Below are 14,233 nucleotides of genomic sequence, written 5' to 3'. Positions count from 1 at the left end.
GAATGCCAGAGACACACAGTATCGATACATTCAACTGCCCCACCGTTCAGTTTTCGTCAGAGTTCGCACTCTCAAGCATCTTTAAATGGGGCCCTAAAGCCATCTCCTTGCGTCGCGAATCTAGATTATCAATATCTATTGTGGGCTGAAGTACATACTTCCCATCCTGCATCACCATTTGCGTCCCGTAGACTTGTGGTTCCCCGAAAGCCAGGGACACACGATCTGAAAGCATGGCGAACTGCCGCCTCGACATTTGTCTTTGCCTCATCAACGGTTCGGCCAATGCCAGCGCATGTCGTTGGAAGAGTGGGTCTTCGTCCGCGTGCTGGACGAGCAAGAATGCGGTAGAAACACCATCAATGCCCACCATTTCGCGAGTGGGGAATCCGACCTCATCGAATATCGCCTTCAATCTTGAAAGGTTCTCTCTGTCGATTGCGACAATCTTCTCTCGAACCTTCTCGGAAAGAGCTTCGTCACCTTTGGCCTTAGCTTTGCTCAGCTCATTGCGCAGCTGCTGATCCAAGTAGATAAGATCCCCGAGAGTTCTGCGAATATCAGGGCGAGAATACGTTGCCGACGGCTGGGCTAAAGCACCCTCATACACGTTGTGGTAAGAGTCTGGCGAGGCCTTAGAAATCGCGGCCAGTTCCTCATCCAAGCTTGGCATGCCATAAAAATCGCGGAAGAAGAGCATCCCGTCTTCGGACTTTATCGGGGGCCAAGTCAGTGCGCGATCCCCATCCAAACGCCACAGAGTTCCATAAAGCTGTTTGTCTTCATGCGCGGCATAGATGTTGTCGGCAATCCTTGCATACGCTGCCGGCCGAATATCATCGCCTACTTGTTGGTCCAAGAGCCTCAACATATACCGTTGAAAGCTGAAATCTTGCCCTGAGCGCCTCAAGAGGTCGCCACAGATCTCAATGATTTCTGGCCCGCTTGTGCGATAGGTAGGCCACCCGTGCTTCTTTAGTATGTCCTGGAACTCGGCTAGTTCATTAGGACTGAGAACACGCCCAACAGACTGATTGCTCAACTCTTTCAGCCGGGATGCCACAAGACTTGGAATGGGGGTTTCCCCATCAAGGCCAATATCGAAGCTTCCAGCATCCGCGAGGGCGCTCTGCATAAACGAAAGCATGGCCAAGAAGCATATGACGACAATTACGGGCTTGCGGAATCGCTTCATTCAGACACCCCCGATAACGTTCTCGAGCGTAGCGGCCTCGTTGTATGCGTGCAAGCCCTTATAGCTCTTTGGATCTCCCCCGCCGAGCAAAATCGCCTTCGGCGTTGCAGAGGCAATAAGACCGGCCCGCCACGCCTGCAACGGCGCCATTCCAAGTGAAGAGTGACGGGCTAGGTGGTAGCGCCGCACGATCTGCCTAGCAAGCCAAGCCTCTGCCTCAGCGAGCGTCATATGCGCATCTTCGCGAGGGTCCTTTTCACGCCTCTTCTTCTTCGGATCATTGCCGCTCGCGCCTGGCTCCTGCGAGCACCAACCCTGCACTGTCCCTATGAATCGCTCTACGAATGCTCCGTCTTCCTTTCTTTTGCGGTACGTCACCTCGATCCCCCACCGCGCACATGCAGCCTCGAAGTCTGGCGACCTGAACTCCGCCGCGTTGTCAACACGCAGCGTTTTCATGAGGCCGTGGCCCGGCCAATCTGCGTCGCTCAGGCCCCGTTCGCTGAGCCAAACACTCTTTGGCAACACGGCATGAGTTAGCGCTAAAGCAACGGTCAGGGCGCTTGGTGGCTCTAAGCCAAGATGAAAACCAAGTACTGCCCTGCTAAATGTATCTATCACCACCGTGAGCGATGCACGTCCGATACATACGCGATCCTGTGAGCTCACCACAAACATGTCCAACGGCGAATGATCCACTTCGACTATATCGAGAGGAGCCGTGACGGGAATGGTCCCGGGCATCGCCGTGACGCGCTCCCTCGCTCGGCGGACCCCATGCTTCTTTCGCAAGAGCAGCTCTGGCCCTAGCGTCTCGATTCGACTACGAACAGTCTTCATACATGGCCTCTTCAAGCCCTGCTGAGCACAGTCAGCCTCTACTTCCTCGAAGATTGTTTTTACGGTGAGAGGCAGCCTCGCCTTGACGGCCGCTCTGACTTGCTTCTCGATCACCCGGTCTACCGCTTCGCTAACAAGCGAGCATCCCTTACCCCTCCCACGCGGGCGACGGATAAGAGTGGTGAAGTGCGGTGCAGCACGAAGCTTGGAAAGTTGCCCGTAGATGTGCGCGCGCTTCAGCTCGAGCTCCTTCGCCAACCGCTCTACGTCTTCCCGTGTAGCCTTCTGGCTTATGAAAGGGGCGAGGACGGAGTACTGACGCAATGCACGAGCTATCTCTTCTTCACTTATCCGTGCCAGGTCGCCGGTAAATGCGTGTGGACTGGGAGTAAGTTCGTCCTGCAGAAGGCGAGCCATCTCGCCGGTCTCGATGTCGCGCGCTAATAAGCTTCCCGATCCATCTAGGGACTCCACCTGGTAGGTTCGGCTATCCGAATGCACGAACGATCCGACGGCGAAGGCGATCACCGCCGGTGAGGAGACATCACTGGACTTGACCATGCCAGCTTGCTCAGTGGATTTCCGCTTAGAGAGCATAAACCTCTTGTTTGAGCCTCTTTGCCCTTAAATACTGGACTTCTCGAGGAATTCGCTTAGCCGGCCGTACGCCGGTCGTCGATATCAGCTACGCCCTTGAATTAAAAGACAATTTTTGAGTCCAATTTGGCTTTGCATGTCGAGACTGGCCGCTCGTGCCGGCCGCGATTCCGGGGAGAGACAATGCACTACAAGCGCAGGATCGGGTTGGCTATCGCGGCGGTACTCGCGTTCCAGGCTCAGGCGGCGTCGAGCCTGAAGCTCAACGAGCAAGGCTATTTCGAGGCGCCGGGGCTCAACGTCACCGTATTCGCCGATATCTATCCCGATGGCCACCAGACCGGCGTGACCGTGATCCAGCATGGCGAGCGCGTGGCCGCCAATGGCGACCTGCGGCTGGAGCCGTCGCCGGGCCAGTGGTCGCCGGTGCCGGCTGGCGATGGCAAGGCCCGCTACGACGCGGCCAACGGCAGCCTGGTCCAGGCCCTGCGCTATCCGGACGACAGCAAGAACCGCAAGGGCTTCAACCCCATCGAATACCCGGACCTGGACTTCCGCTACGAGGTCGCGGTCACGCCGCTGGATGGCCACGCCTTCCAGGTCTCGGTCCACCTGGACGAGCCGCTGCCGCCGGAGTGGGACGGCAAGGTCGGCTTCAACTTCGAACTGTTCCCGACCGATCTGTTCGGCAAGTCGTTCCTGATGGATGGCAATGCCGGGACCTTCCCGCGCCAGGCCAACGGCCCGGTCACGACGATCGAGGGCCACACCCTGACCGCGCCGCTGGCCAGCGGCCGCTCCCTGGTGGTGGCGCCGGAAAGCCCGCTGCAGCGGATGAAGATCGAAAGTCGCAGTGGCCGGCTGGACCTGATCGACGGCCGCGGCAACATGAACAACGGCTGGTACATCGTGCGCGAGCTGACCCGCCCGGGCGCTACGCACGATGCGATCACATGGGTGGTCACGCCCAACGTCGATCCGAAGTGGCGCTACGAGCCGGTGGTCCAGGTCTCCCAGGTCGGTTATCGGCCCGGCCAGGCCAAGACCGTGATCATCGAGCAGGACAAGCGCGACACCCGCGCCGATCCGCTGATCCTCTACCGGATGACCGAGGATGGCCCGAAGGAAGCCGGGCGCTACACGCCCAGGGCCTGGGGCGGCTTCCTGCGCTACCACTACCTGACCGCGGACCTGAGCGCGGTGCGCGAGCCGGGCATGTACGAGCTGTCCTACCGCGGCAAGCGCACGCATGCGTTCCGCATCGGCGAGGACGTGTTCGACCGCGGCGTGTGGCAGCCGACGCTGGAGTATTTCCTGCCGGCGCAGATGTGCCACATGCTGGTCAAGGAGAACTACCGCACCTGGCATGGCCTGGACCACATGGATGATGCGCGCATGGCCCCGGCCGGGGTGCACTTCGACGGCTACGACCAGGGTCCGGACACCCTCACCCGCTTCAAGCCCGGCGACCGCATCCCCGGCATGGACGTGGGCGGCTGGCACGACGCCGGCGACTACGACCTGCGCATCGAGAGCCAGATGGGCACGATCAAGCTGCTGGCGCAGATGGTCGAGGAGTTCGGCCTGGACCACGACGCCACGACCATCGACCAGGCACGCCGCGAAACCCACATGCTGCGCCCGGACGGCGTCAACGATGCGATCCAGCAGATCGAGCACGGCCTGCTCAACGTGCTGGCCGGCTACCGCGCCCTGGGCCGGACCTACCGCGGCGTGATCGAGCCGACGCTGGAGCAGTACGTGCTGCTCGGCGACGTCACCACCCAGACAGACAACCTGGCCTACGACCCCGCCCTGCCCCCCGGCGGCCGCACCGGCAGCACGTCCTCGCTGCAGGACGACCGCTGGGTGTTCACCGAGGACGATCCCGACCGCGAACTGGGCACTGCATCGGGCCTGGCGGTGGCGGCGCGGGTGCTGAAGCCTTCGAACCCGGCCATGGCGCAGGAAGCCCTGGATGCGGCGATCGACCTGGCTGCCAGGGCGATCGACCGCGCAGACAGCATCGGCGCCAAGGTCGCGGCGCTGTCGGAGCTGGCGGTCAGCACCGGCGACCCGGCCTACGTGGAGCGGCTGGTGGCGCTGAAGCCGCAGATCGTGGAGGCCATCGACAAGACCGGCCCCTCGCTCGCGGTCGCCCTGCCCCTGGTAAGGGACGCCGGATTCCTGCGCGAGGTCGACGCGGCCGTTGCCGCGCACCAGGCCAGGCTCGCCGACGACGCCACCAAGACCCCGTACCGGGTGCCCTACGTGCCCTACATCTGGGGCGCGGGCTGGGACATCCAGCGTTTCGGCGTGGACCAGTACTACTTCCGCAAGGGCTGGCCTCAGCACACCAGCGACGCGCTGCAGATGGACTCGCTCAACTTCGTGCTGGGCGTGCACCCGGGCAACGTGACCGAGTCCTTCGCCTCCGGCGTAGGCGCCAACTCCGCCACCGTGGCCTATGGCACCAACCGCGCCGACTGGGGCTATATTCCCGGCGGCGTGATCTCCGGCACCGCACTGATCCGCCCGGACCTGCCGGAACTGAAGTCCTGGCCGTACTTCTGGCAGCAGCGCGAGTACGTGATCGGAGGCGGCGCGGAGAACTTCATGTTCCTGGCGCTGGCCGCGGCGCAGCGGAAGGCCGGCAACTAGCCAGCGGCTGTGCCGGGATGCGATGGGGCCTGCAGCCGCTAGCGGTTGCAGGCCTCGGCAACCCTCCGGTCCAGCTCGCGGCGCAGCTCCATCGAGCGCTGGCCAATGCGCTCGTGCTGGAGGATGGATTCGCGCTGGCGACGGGCGGCCTCGCACCGGCGTTCGGCGGTCGACGAGGGATCGACACGGGTGGAAGAAGCCCCACCCCTGCGCGAGCTGCCGCTGGTCGTGCGGGAACTGGCGGGCAACTGCACCGGAGCTGCCGGCGCATACTCGCCATGCTCCCAGGTCTTCGCCGCCTCGCGCCCGTCCCCGCAGGGATCGGACTGGTAGGAGACCTCGCCGTTGCCGGCGACGCATTTGTGGATCTGCTGTGCCGGTGCCGTGGCCGGCAGCGACGCCAGCATGGCGATGATCAGGATCCTGCGCATTCCCTTGCTCCTCTTCCCCGCCCGGCCTCCGTGGCACGGGCGTTCCATTCCTACTTGCCGGCTTTCGGATCACGCTGGCGGCGCGCCTCCTCGCGCGCCTCGCGCAGCCGGTCCAGCTTCTCCCTGACCTTGATCTCCAGGCCACGGTCCACCGGGCGGTAGTACACGCGCTCGCCCATCACGTCCGGGAACCCGGTCTGGTCCAGGGCCACGCCACCGGCCGCGTCGTGGTCGTACTGGTAGCCCTTGTTGTAGCCCAGCTGCTTCATCAGCTTCGTTGGCGCGTTGCGCAGGTGCATGGGCACCTCGGCCGTACCGTACTGGTGCACGTCGGCCTTGGCCGCGTTGTAGGCCGCATAGGCCGCGTTCGACTTGGCGGTGCTGGCCAGGTAGATCGCGACCTGGGCCAGGGCCAGGTCGCCTTCGGGACGACCCAGGCGTTCGAACGTGTCCCAGGCGTCGATGGACATCTGCAGGGCGCGCGGATCGGCCAGGCCGATGTCCTCCACCGCCATGCGGGTCAGGCGCCGGGCCAGGTAGGCCGGGTCGCAGCCACCGTCGAGCATGCGCGCCAGCCAGTACACGGCGGCGTCCGGATTGGAGCTGCGCACCGACTTGTGCAGCGCCGAGATCTGGTCGTAGAACTGCTCGCCGCCCTTGTCGAAGCGGCGGGTGCGGTCGGCCAGCACCTGCAGCAGGGTCGATTCGGTGATGTGGCCGCCCTCGTCCGCGGCCAGTTCGGCGGCGATCTCCAGCAGGGTCAGGGCGCGGCGCACGTCGCCGTCCGCGGCACCGGCGATCTCGCGCAGCGCCCCCTCCTCCACCACGATCCCCTGCCCGCCCAGGCCGCGCTCTTCGTCATCGAGCGCACGCTTGAGCGCATCGACGATGTCGTCGGCCGAGACCGCCTCCAGCACGTGCACGCGGCAGCGCGACAGCAACGCCGAGTTGAGTTCGAACGAAGGGTTCTCGGTGGTCGCGCCGACGAACACGATGCTGCCGCGTTCGATATGCGGCAGGAACGCGTCCTGCTGGGTCTTGTTGAAGCGGTGCACCTCGTCCACGAACAGGACGGTGCGGCGCCCGGCGTCGAAGCGCTGGCCGGCCTCGGCCAGGACCTGGCGCACCTCGGGCAGGCCCGACAGCACGGCGGAGATGGCGCGGAACTCGGCATCGGCGTACTGCGCCAGCAGCAGCGACAGCGTGGTCTTGCCGCAGCCCGGCGGCCCCCACAGGATCATCGAATGCACCCTGCCCCCTTCCACGGCTCGGCGCAGGGCCGAACCGGGCGCGAGCAGGCGGCGCTGGCCGACCATCTCGTCGAGGCTGCGCGGGCGCATGCGCTCGGCCAGGGGGCGCATCGCTTCCTGGCGTGACGTATCGGCTGGGGTTTCCGGAGTGGCCAGCAGGTCGGGCTCGGCGGAAGAAGTACGGCGGGTGCGGCTCATGCGTCCATGATAGAGCGCTGGCGCATCCCGCCGTGTGTCGGATTAGGCAGGCCGGCGGCACTGCCGCCGGCGACGGCTCAGTGACCGACCACGTCCACGTCCTTGCCCGGCTTGAACACGAAGGTTCCGGCGCCGAAGGACGGGTTGCGCTTCCAGGCATCGAACCGGATCTCGGTCTTCTGCCCGACCAGGTCGGTGACCTGCATCCGGGCCAGGCCCTGCGGGCCGAAGCCCAGCCGCGCGACCTGGAAGCTGGCCTCGGTGTCGATCTTCGGGGTCAGGGTCAGCCATTGCAGGCCTTCGCTGGCGGTGGCCTCCTCGCTGACGTCGAACTGCCGGTCCAGCCGGGCCGGCTCGAACAGCGCCACCAGCGGGCTGTTGCGCTCTTCCTCGCCCTGCGACTTGACCGTGGCCTGCTTGAGGTCCGGTTCGTAGACCCAGACCTTCTGGCCGTCGGCGACGATCAGCTGGGCGAACGGCTTCTGGTACTCCCAGCGGAACAGGCGCGGCGCGGATACGGCGACACTGCCGCTGCTGCGCTCCTTGCTGCGGCCGTTGGCGTCGAACACCTGCTGCTCGAAACGCCCTTCCAGCCCCTTCAGGCCGCTGGTGAAGCGCACCAGTTCATCGCGCGCACCAGCAAAGGCGGTGCTGGAAACGAGGGCCAGGGCAAGCAGTCCGAGGCGGGCGTGGCGGAAGCGGTTCTGCATGGGGACGAGGTCCGTGTGGATCGTGCCGAAGTGTGCAGCGGCGAAGCTGAACAGGGAAAAGATGCGCGCTGGCAGCGCACGTGCGGACGGGAATGGTCCAGCGCAGCCCGTGAACGCCGGATGCAACTGCCTTCTCCCACCCGGAGAGGGGCCAGGGTGAGGCCGCGATTCCAGCCACCCGCGACGGCCACTGCGCCTGGCTCCGCGCTTCCTGGTCGTTCCGGCTCACGCCAGCGCCCATGGCTTCAGTCGTCGGAGGCGGACAGCTAAGCCGGGCCATCGTGATCCGGCACGGATCCGGAGCAGCCCTCAATCCCTCGGCGGCGGCGGCGCCAGCACGCTGCGGTCGCCGTTGTGCTCCGGGCCGCTGACCACGCCGGCCGCTTCCATCGCCTCGATCAGGCGCGCGGCGCGGTTGTAGCCGATCTTCAGGCGGCGCTGGACGCCGGAGATCGAGGCACGGCGGGTCTCGGTGACGATGCGCACGGCCTCGTCGTACAGCGGGTCGGACTCGTCGCCGCCGCCGCTGCTGGTCTCCGGCAGGCCGGTGGCGCCGATCACCACGCCGTCTCCCAGGGTCTGGACCTCGTCCAGCACGCCGTCGACGTACTCGGCCTTGCCGCTGGCCTTGAGGTGCTCGACCACGCGGTGTACCTCCTCGTCGCTGACGAAGGCGCCGTGCACGCGCTCGGGCATGCCGCTGCCCGGCGGCAGGTAGAGCATGTCGCCGTGCCCCAGCAGGGTCTCGGCGCCGGACTGGTCCAGGATCGTGCGCGAGTCGATCTTGCTCGAGACCTGGAAGGCGATGCGGGTCGGGATGTTGGCCTTGATCAGGCCGGTGATCACGTCCACCGACGGGCGCTGGGTGGCCAGGATCAGGTGGATGCCGGCGGCGCGTGCCTTCTGCGCCAGGCGGGCGATCAGCTCCTCCACCTTCTTGCCGACGATCATCATCATGTCGGCGAATTCGTCGATGAAGATGACGATGAACGGCAGCGGCTCCAGCGGACGCGGCGCCTCGCCCAGCTCCGGGTTGGGCTTGAACAGCGGGTCCATCAGCGGCTGGCCGGCGTCGATCGCGTCCCTGACCTTCTTGTTGAAGCCGGCCAGGTTGCGCACGCCGACCGCGCTCATCAGCTTGTAGCGGCGCTCCATCTCCGCCACGCACCAGCGAAGGCCGTTGGCGGCCTCCTTCATGTCGGTGACCACCGGCGCCAGCAGGTGCGGGATGTCCTGGTAGACGCTCAGCTCGAGCATCTTCGGGTCGATCATCAGGACCCGCAGGTCCTTCGGCGTGGCCTTGTACAGCAGGCTCAGCACCATCGCGTTGACCGCCACCGACTTGCCCGAGCCGGTGGTACCGGCCACCAGCAGGTGCGGCATGCGCGCCAGGTCGGCCACCGTCGGCCGGCCGGCGATGTCCTTGCCCAGCGCAAGGGTCAGCGGGCTGGCGGACTTGTCGTATTCCTTGGAGCGCAGCAGCTCGGACAGGAAGATCATTTCCCGGCTGGTGTTGGGGATCTCCAGGCCGATCACCGACTTGCCCGGGATCACGTCGACCACGCGCACCGACTTGACCGACAGGCCGCGGGCGATGTCCTTGTCCAGCGAGCTGATCTGGCTGACCTTGACGCCAGGCGCCGGCTCCAGCTCGAAGCGGGTGATCACCGGGCCCGGATAGGCGCCGACCACCTGCACGTCGATGCGGAAGTCCTTGAGCTTGAACTCGATCTGCCGCGAGAGCGTCTCCAGGGTCTCCTCGGAGTAGCCCTTGGCCTGCGGCTTGGGATCGTCCAGCAGGGCCAGCGGCGGCAGGCCGTCGGGGGTGCCGCCGGTGCCCTGGAACAGCGGGATCTGGGTTTCGCGCTTGGCGCGTTCGCTCTTTTCCACTACCGGCGGCGCCGGCGGCTCGATCCGCACCGGCTCGCGCCGCGCCTGGCGCACGGCCTCGGTCTTGCGGACTTCCTGGCGTTCCTCGCGCATGTCGCGGGTGCGCTTCCACTCCTCCGCCTGCTGGGTCTTGCGCCGCAGCAGCCCCGGCAGCGCCAGCACCCCGGCGCCGATCTTCTCCATCACCCAGAACCAGGACAGTCCGGTGGCCAGGGTGACCGAAACCAGCAGCAGCACGACCAGGAACAGGTTGGCGCCCAGCGGCCCGAAGCCGGCCTCCAGCGACTTGCCCAGCAGCTGGCCGATCACGCCGCCGGCGCGGGCCACGTCCTGCACGTGCACGCCGAAGATGCGCAGGTGCAGCAGTCCGGTGGCGCCGAACAGGAAGCCGAAGGTGCCGACCAGGCGCAGTGCCGGGCCCAGTTCGTCCTCCTCGCCCAGGCCGAACAGCGCGATCCACGCCACCGCGCCCAGCACCACCGGCAGCAGGAAGGCGGCATGGCCGAACAGGGTCAGCAGCACGTCGGCGATCCAGGCACCGGCCTTGCCACCGAGGTTGTGGATCGGCGCGACCACGCTGCCGCTGTGCGACCAGCCCGGGTCGGCCGGCGAATAGGTGAACAGGCAGGCCAGGAGGTACAACAGCAGCGGCGCGATCACGATCAGCGCGAGGTCGCGCCAAAGGCGTTGCCGCCCGGGGCTGGCCGCGCCTGCTTCGCGCGCCTTGCCGCGGGTGGACTTGCTGCGTTCCGTCAATGCCTTGGCCACGTCGCTCCGCAATCTTGAACCGGCTGCAGGAATCCTGCGTTAGGCATTGATCTTAAACGAATCTACCCACGCATTCATAGAAAAACCAAGCCCCGGCGCCGGGGTATGGAAACTACCCCCTGGTGACGGTTCGCCTTGATTCGCCTGTGCCCGGCCGCCACTCTATGCGCGGCCGCAGCGCCCCTTTTCTTTCCCGAACGAATATACATGACCGCCTCCAAGCACTCGCGCCTGCTCATCCTCGGTTCCGGCCCCGCCGGCTGGACCGCCGCCGTCTACGCCGCCCGCGCCAACCTCAAGCCCGTGGTGATCACCGGCCTGCAGCAGGGCGGCCAGCTGATGACGACCACCGAGGTGGACAACTGGCCGGGCGACGCCCACGGCCTGATGGGTCCGGACCTCATGGCGCGCATGCAGGCGCATGCCGAGCGCTTCGACACCGAGGTGATCTTCGACCACATCCACACCGCCGACCTGTCGCAACGCCCCTTCCGGCTGGTCGGCGACAGCGCCGAATACACCTGCGACGCCCTGATCATCGCCACCGGTGCCACCGCCAAGTACCTGGGCATCGAGTCGGAGGAGAAGTTCAAGGGCCGCGGCGTCTCCGCCTGCGCCACCTGCGACGGCTTCTTCTACCGCGACCAGGACGTGGTCGTGGTCGGCGGCGGCAACACCGCGGTCGAGGAAGCGTTGTACCTGTCCAACATCGCCCGCAAGGTCTACCTGGTCCACCGCCGCGACACCCTGCGCGCGGAAAAGATCATGCAGGACAAGCTGTTCGCCAAGGTCGAGGCCGGCAAGATCGAGCCGGTTTGGCACCACACCATCGACGAGGTGTTGGGCGACGACGCCGGCGTGACCGGCGTGCGGGTCAGGTCGACCCTGGACGGCAGCACCCGCGACATCGCCGCCCACGGCTTCTTCGTCGCCATCGGCCACCAGCCCAACACCGGCCTGTTCGATGGCCAGCTGGCGATGGACAACGGCTACATCACCATCCGCTCGGGGCTGGGCGGCAACGCCACCGCCACCTCGGTCGAGGGCGTGTTCGCCGCCGGCGACGTGGCCGACCAGCACTACCGCCAGGCGATCACCTCGGCCGGCTTCGGCTGCATGGCCGCGCTGGACGCCGAGCGCTACCTGGACAAGGGCGCCTGAGGCAGCCCATGGCACGCGGACGCTGCTCCATGGGTGGCGTCCGCCCGCGGGCCCGGGCCTGGCCAGCCCGGACATGAGCACTACCCTGCGCACCCGGCTGCTGGACGGGCTGGACGCGGTGGCGCCCGCGCAGTGGGATGCCCTGCACGACGGCAGCAACCCGTTCCTCCAGCACGCCTTCCTCGAAGGCCTGGAACGCCACGGCTGCCTGCGGGCCGAATGGGGCTGGACCCCACGCCATCTCACCCTGTGGGACGGCGACAACCTGGTCGCGGCCGCTCCCGGCTACCTGAAGACCAACTCCCACGGCGAGTTCGTGTTCGACCATGCCTGGGCGCGGGCCTACGACCAGCACGGGCTGGACTACTACCCGAAGTGGCTGTTCGCCGTGCCCTACTCTCCCGTCACCGGGCCACGCCTGCTCGCGTGCGACCCCGCCCTCCGCCCCTCCCTGCTCCAGGCCATCACCGCGGCCGTCGAGGATTCGGGGTTGTCCTCGGCCCACGTCAACTTCCACCTCGGCGACGAATCGGCCGCCTTCGACGGGGACTGGCTGGAGCGCCAGGACATCCAGTACCACTGGAAGAACCCGGGCCACTGGAAGACCTTCGAGGATTACCTGGCGGACATGGACCACCGCCACCGCAAGAACATCCGCCAGGAGCGGGCCAAGGTCGCCCGCGCCGGCCTTACCTTCCGCCGCCTGCATGGCGACGAGGCGACGCCGGCGGAGCTGGATGCCATCCACGGGTTCTACCTGCAGACCTTCGCCGAGTACGGCAACGCACCGGCGCTCACCCGGGAATTCATCGGGCATATGGCGCGAGCAATGTCGCGCAACCTTTTGATTATCCTTGGATACCACGATGGCGTTCCGGTTGCCGGAGCGCTCTGCCTGCGTGGCGGTGACACCCTCCACGGGCGCTACTGGGGCAGCGATGTGCGCCTGCCCGGCCTGCACTTCGAGACCTGCTACTACCAGGGCATCGAGTACTGCCTCGAGCATGGCCTGGCCCGGTTCGAGCCCGGGGCCCAGGGCGAGCACAAGCTGGCGCGCGGCTTCCTGCCGGCGCTGGTGCACAGCCACCACTACCTGGCCCATCCTGGATTCCGGGAGGCCCTGCGCGGCTGGTGCGCCGAGGAGCGCGCCGCGGTCGCGGGGCATGCCCTGACCCTGGTCCGGCATGGTCCGTTCCGCGCCCCGGGGGAGCCCTGATGGCCGCCCCGCGCTTCCCGCGACTGCTGGGTCCCGACGACCCGTTCCCACCGGTCGGGCAGGCCCTGCGCGAACCGGACGGCCTGCTGGCGGTCGGCGGCGACCTGTCGCCGTCACGGCTGCTGCAGGCCTACGGCCAGGGCATTTTTCCCTGGTACTCCGAAGGCCAGCCCATCCTGTGGTGGAGTCCCGACCCGCGCATGGTGCTCCGCACCGACGCTGTGCACCTGTCCAGCCGCTTCCGCCGTGAGCTGCGACGCAGCCGCTGGGAGGTGCGCGCGGACACTGCGTTCGAGGAAGTGATCGCCGCCTGCGCGTCCATCCCGCGCCCCGGCCAGGATGGCACCTGGATCCTGCCGGAGATGCAGGCCGCCTATGTCGGGCTGCACCGCCTGGGCCACGCCCACTCGGTCGAGGTGTTCGACGGCACGCGACTGGTCGGCGGGATCTACGGGGTCGCGATGGGCCGGATGTTCTTCGGCGAAAGCATGTTCAGCGGGGAATCGGGCGGCTCCAAGGTCGCCATCGCCGCCCTCGCCCGGCAGCTGCACGCCTGGGGCTGGCCACTGCTGGACGCCCAGGTGGAGAACCCGCACCTGGTCTCGCTGGGAGCCGAGCGCTGGCCGCGCCCGGCGTTCGCCCGGGCAGTGGCGGAACTGGCTGCCGGGCCCGGGCTGGTGGGTCCATGGAGCGGGCATTTCGGGGGCCTGCCGGCGTCTTCGCTAGGCGGCTGAACGGCCGCTTTTGCGCCCGGGACGCTTCTCGCGTAAAATTGCCGCCTTTAACGCCCTGCCCGCGCACCGCGCACATCGGAAACGCATGTCGAAAGACGATTCCATCGAGTTTGAAGGCACCGTCATCGAGACGCTGCCGAACACCACCTTCCGGGTCCGCCTGGAGAATGGGCACGAGATCATCGCCCACATCTCCGGTCGCATGCGCAAGAACTACATCCGCATCCTGACCGGCGATCGCGTCAAGGTCGAGATGACTCCATACGACCTGACCAAGGGTCGCATCACCTACCGCATGAAGTAAGCGGCGGGAGCTCCAGACGAAAGGCGGCCTTTGGGCCGCCTTTTTGCATTGGAAGCGGGATTGGGGGATTACCGGACATGTGTCCGTCGAGAGCCATTGTCCGGGACCGGATAAAGGCGTTCCCGCGCGCAGGCACCTCTCGGCTTGGCCCGCATTGCCCAAGGCCCATGACGGAAGTCTCTCCGACTTCCTTCACAATGACGCAAGTCATTGTCACCACAGGCAGATTCGCCCGTGCGCATGCCTCCGTAGCCTGATCGCAGGTCCAATCCGGACCA

Annotated in this window: 11 protein-coding genes; 5 read left to right on the top strand and 6 right to left on the bottom strand. The window is 66.3% G+C overall.

What is annotated here, in order from left to right; all coding sequences use genetic code 11:
* Positions 1-46: 46 nt before the first annotated feature.
* Both PSESU_RS16135 and PSESU_RS15890 read right to left on the bottom strand, forming a co-directional pair.
* A complete protein-coding gene (locus tag PSESU_RS16135) occupies positions 47-1,195 on the bottom strand; it encodes a DUF6624 domain-containing protein (protein WP_013535223.1) in 1,149 nt (382 codons plus the stop codon).
* Positions 1,196-2,596: a DDE-type integrase/transposase/recombinase gene (locus tag PSESU_RS15890; RefSeq protein WP_013535222.1), complete on the bottom strand. Its 1,401-nt coding sequence runs from the start codon at positions 2,594-2,596 to the stop codon at positions 1,196-1,198. It abuts the gene before it with no gap.
* A gap of 219 nt (positions 2,597-2,815) precedes the next feature.
* Here PSESU_RS15890 and PSESU_RS07805 point away from each other — a divergent pair, with 219 nt between their 5' ends.
* Entirely contained in the window at positions 2,816-5,293 is a 2,478-nt protein-coding gene (locus PSESU_RS07805; protein WP_013535221.1) for a glycoside hydrolase family 9 protein, read from the top strand.
* Positions 5,294-5,331: 38 nt separating this feature from the next.
* Here PSESU_RS07805 and PSESU_RS07800 read toward each other — a convergent pair whose 3' ends face one another.
* The 4 genes from PSESU_RS07800 to PSESU_RS07785 all read right to left on the bottom strand — a co-directional run bounded on the left by PSESU_RS07800 (position 5,332) and on the right by PSESU_RS07785 (position 10,540).
* The gene (locus PSESU_RS07800; RefSeq protein WP_013535220.1) at positions 5,332-5,724 is read right to left on the bottom strand and encodes a DUF4124 domain-containing protein; all 393 of its coding nucleotides are present in this window, start codon (positions 5,722-5,724) and stop codon (positions 5,332-5,334) included.
* A 50-nt stretch (positions 5,725-5,774) separates the two neighbouring features.
* On the bottom strand, positions 5,775-7,172 hold the full coding sequence (locus tag PSESU_RS07795; protein ID WP_041763998.1) for a replication-associated recombination protein A: 1,398 nt from the start codon (positions 7,170-7,172) through the stop codon (positions 5,775-5,777).
* Positions 7,173-7,249: 77 nt separating this feature from the next.
* Positions 7,250-7,882 (bottom strand): outer membrane lipoprotein chaperone LolA, encoded by a 633-nt coding sequence (lolA, locus tag PSESU_RS07790; protein WP_013535218.1) that lies wholly within the window; start codon positions 7,880-7,882, stop codon positions 7,250-7,252.
* Between the two features lie 309 nt (positions 7,883-8,191).
* Positions 8,192-10,540, bottom strand: coding sequence for a DNA translocase FtsK (locus PSESU_RS07785; RefSeq protein ID WP_013535217.1), 2,349 nt, complete (start codon positions 10,538-10,540; stop codon positions 8,192-8,194).
* A 207-nt stretch (positions 10,541-10,747) separates the two neighbouring features.
* Between PSESU_RS07785 and trxB the strand changes: the two genes are divergently transcribed.
* The 4 genes from trxB to infA all read left to right on the top strand — a co-directional run bounded on the left by trxB (position 10,748) and on the right by infA (position 13,955).
* A complete protein-coding gene (gene trxB / locus PSESU_RS07780) occupies positions 10,748-11,701 on the top strand; it encodes a thioredoxin-disulfide reductase (protein ID WP_013535216.1) in 954 nt (317 codons plus the stop codon).
* A 73-nt stretch (positions 11,702-11,774) separates the two neighbouring features.
* Positions 11,775-12,917, top strand: a complete 1,143-nt coding sequence (locus PSESU_RS07775; RefSeq protein WP_013535215.1) for a GNAT family N-acetyltransferase — start codon at positions 11,775-11,777, stop codon at positions 12,915-12,917.
* Positions 12,917-13,651 carry a leucyl/phenylalanyl-tRNA--protein transferase gene (gene aat / locus PSESU_RS07770; protein ID WP_013535214.1) on the top strand — a complete coding sequence of 245 codons (735 nt, stop codon included), beginning with the start codon at positions 12,917-12,919 and terminating at the stop codon, positions 13,649-13,651. Before PSESU_RS07775 ends, aat begins: the two co-directional genes overlap by 1 nt.
* Positions 13,652-13,736: 85 nt before the next feature.
* Positions 13,737-13,955 carry a translation initiation factor IF-1 gene (gene infA / locus PSESU_RS07765; RefSeq protein WP_013535213.1) on the top strand — a complete coding sequence of 73 codons (219 nt, stop codon included), beginning with the start codon at positions 13,737-13,739 and terminating at the stop codon, positions 13,953-13,955.
* The last annotated feature ends 278 nt before the right edge of the window (positions 13,956-14,233 follow it).

This window comes from Pseudoxanthomonas suwonensis 11-1 (assembly GCF_000185965.1).
Taxonomy (GTDB): Bacteria; Pseudomonadota; Gammaproteobacteria; order Xanthomonadales; family Xanthomonadaceae; genus Pseudoxanthomonas; species Pseudoxanthomonas suwonensis_A.
Note: the sequence above shows the minus strand (reverse complement) of the source record. Positions and strands in the feature narration are given on the sequence as shown.

Bases quoted from the DNA above. Each gene is read 5' to 3' on its own strand.
- PSESU_RS16135 (WP_013535223.1), bottom strand. From the start codon at position 1,195: ATGAAGCGATTCCGCAAGCCCGTAATTGTCGTCATATGCTTCTTGGCC.
- PSESU_RS15890 (WP_013535222.1), bottom strand. From the start codon at position 2,596: ATGGTCAAGTCCAGTGATGTCTCCTCACCGGCGGTGATCGCCTTCGCC.
- PSESU_RS07805 (WP_013535221.1), top strand. From the start codon at position 2,816: ATGCACTACAAGCGCAGGATCGGGTTGGCTATCGCGGCGGTACTCGCG.
- PSESU_RS07800 (WP_013535220.1), bottom strand. From the start codon at position 5,724: ATGCGCAGGATCCTGATCATCGCCATGCTGGCGTCGCTGCCGGCCACG.
- PSESU_RS07795 (WP_041763998.1), bottom strand. From the start codon at position 7,172: ATGAGCCGCACCCGCCGTACTTCTTCCGCCGAGCCCGACCTGCTGGCC.
- lolA (WP_013535218.1), bottom strand. From the start codon at position 7,882: ATGCAGAACCGCTTCCGCCACGCCCGCCTCGGACTGCTTGCCCTGGCC.
- trxB (WP_013535216.1), top strand. From the start codon at position 10,748: ATGACCGCCTCCAAGCACTCGCGCCTGCTCATCCTCGGTTCCGGCCCC.
- PSESU_RS07775 (WP_013535215.1), top strand. From the start codon at position 11,775: ATGAGCACTACCCTGCGCACCCGGCTGCTGGACGGGCTGGACGCGGTG.
- aat (WP_013535214.1), top strand. From the start codon at position 12,917: ATGGCCGCCCCGCGCTTCCCGCGACTGCTGGGTCCCGACGACCCGTTC.
- infA (WP_013535213.1), top strand. From the start codon at position 13,737: ATGTCGAAAGACGATTCCATCGAGTTTGAAGGCACCGTCATCGAGACG.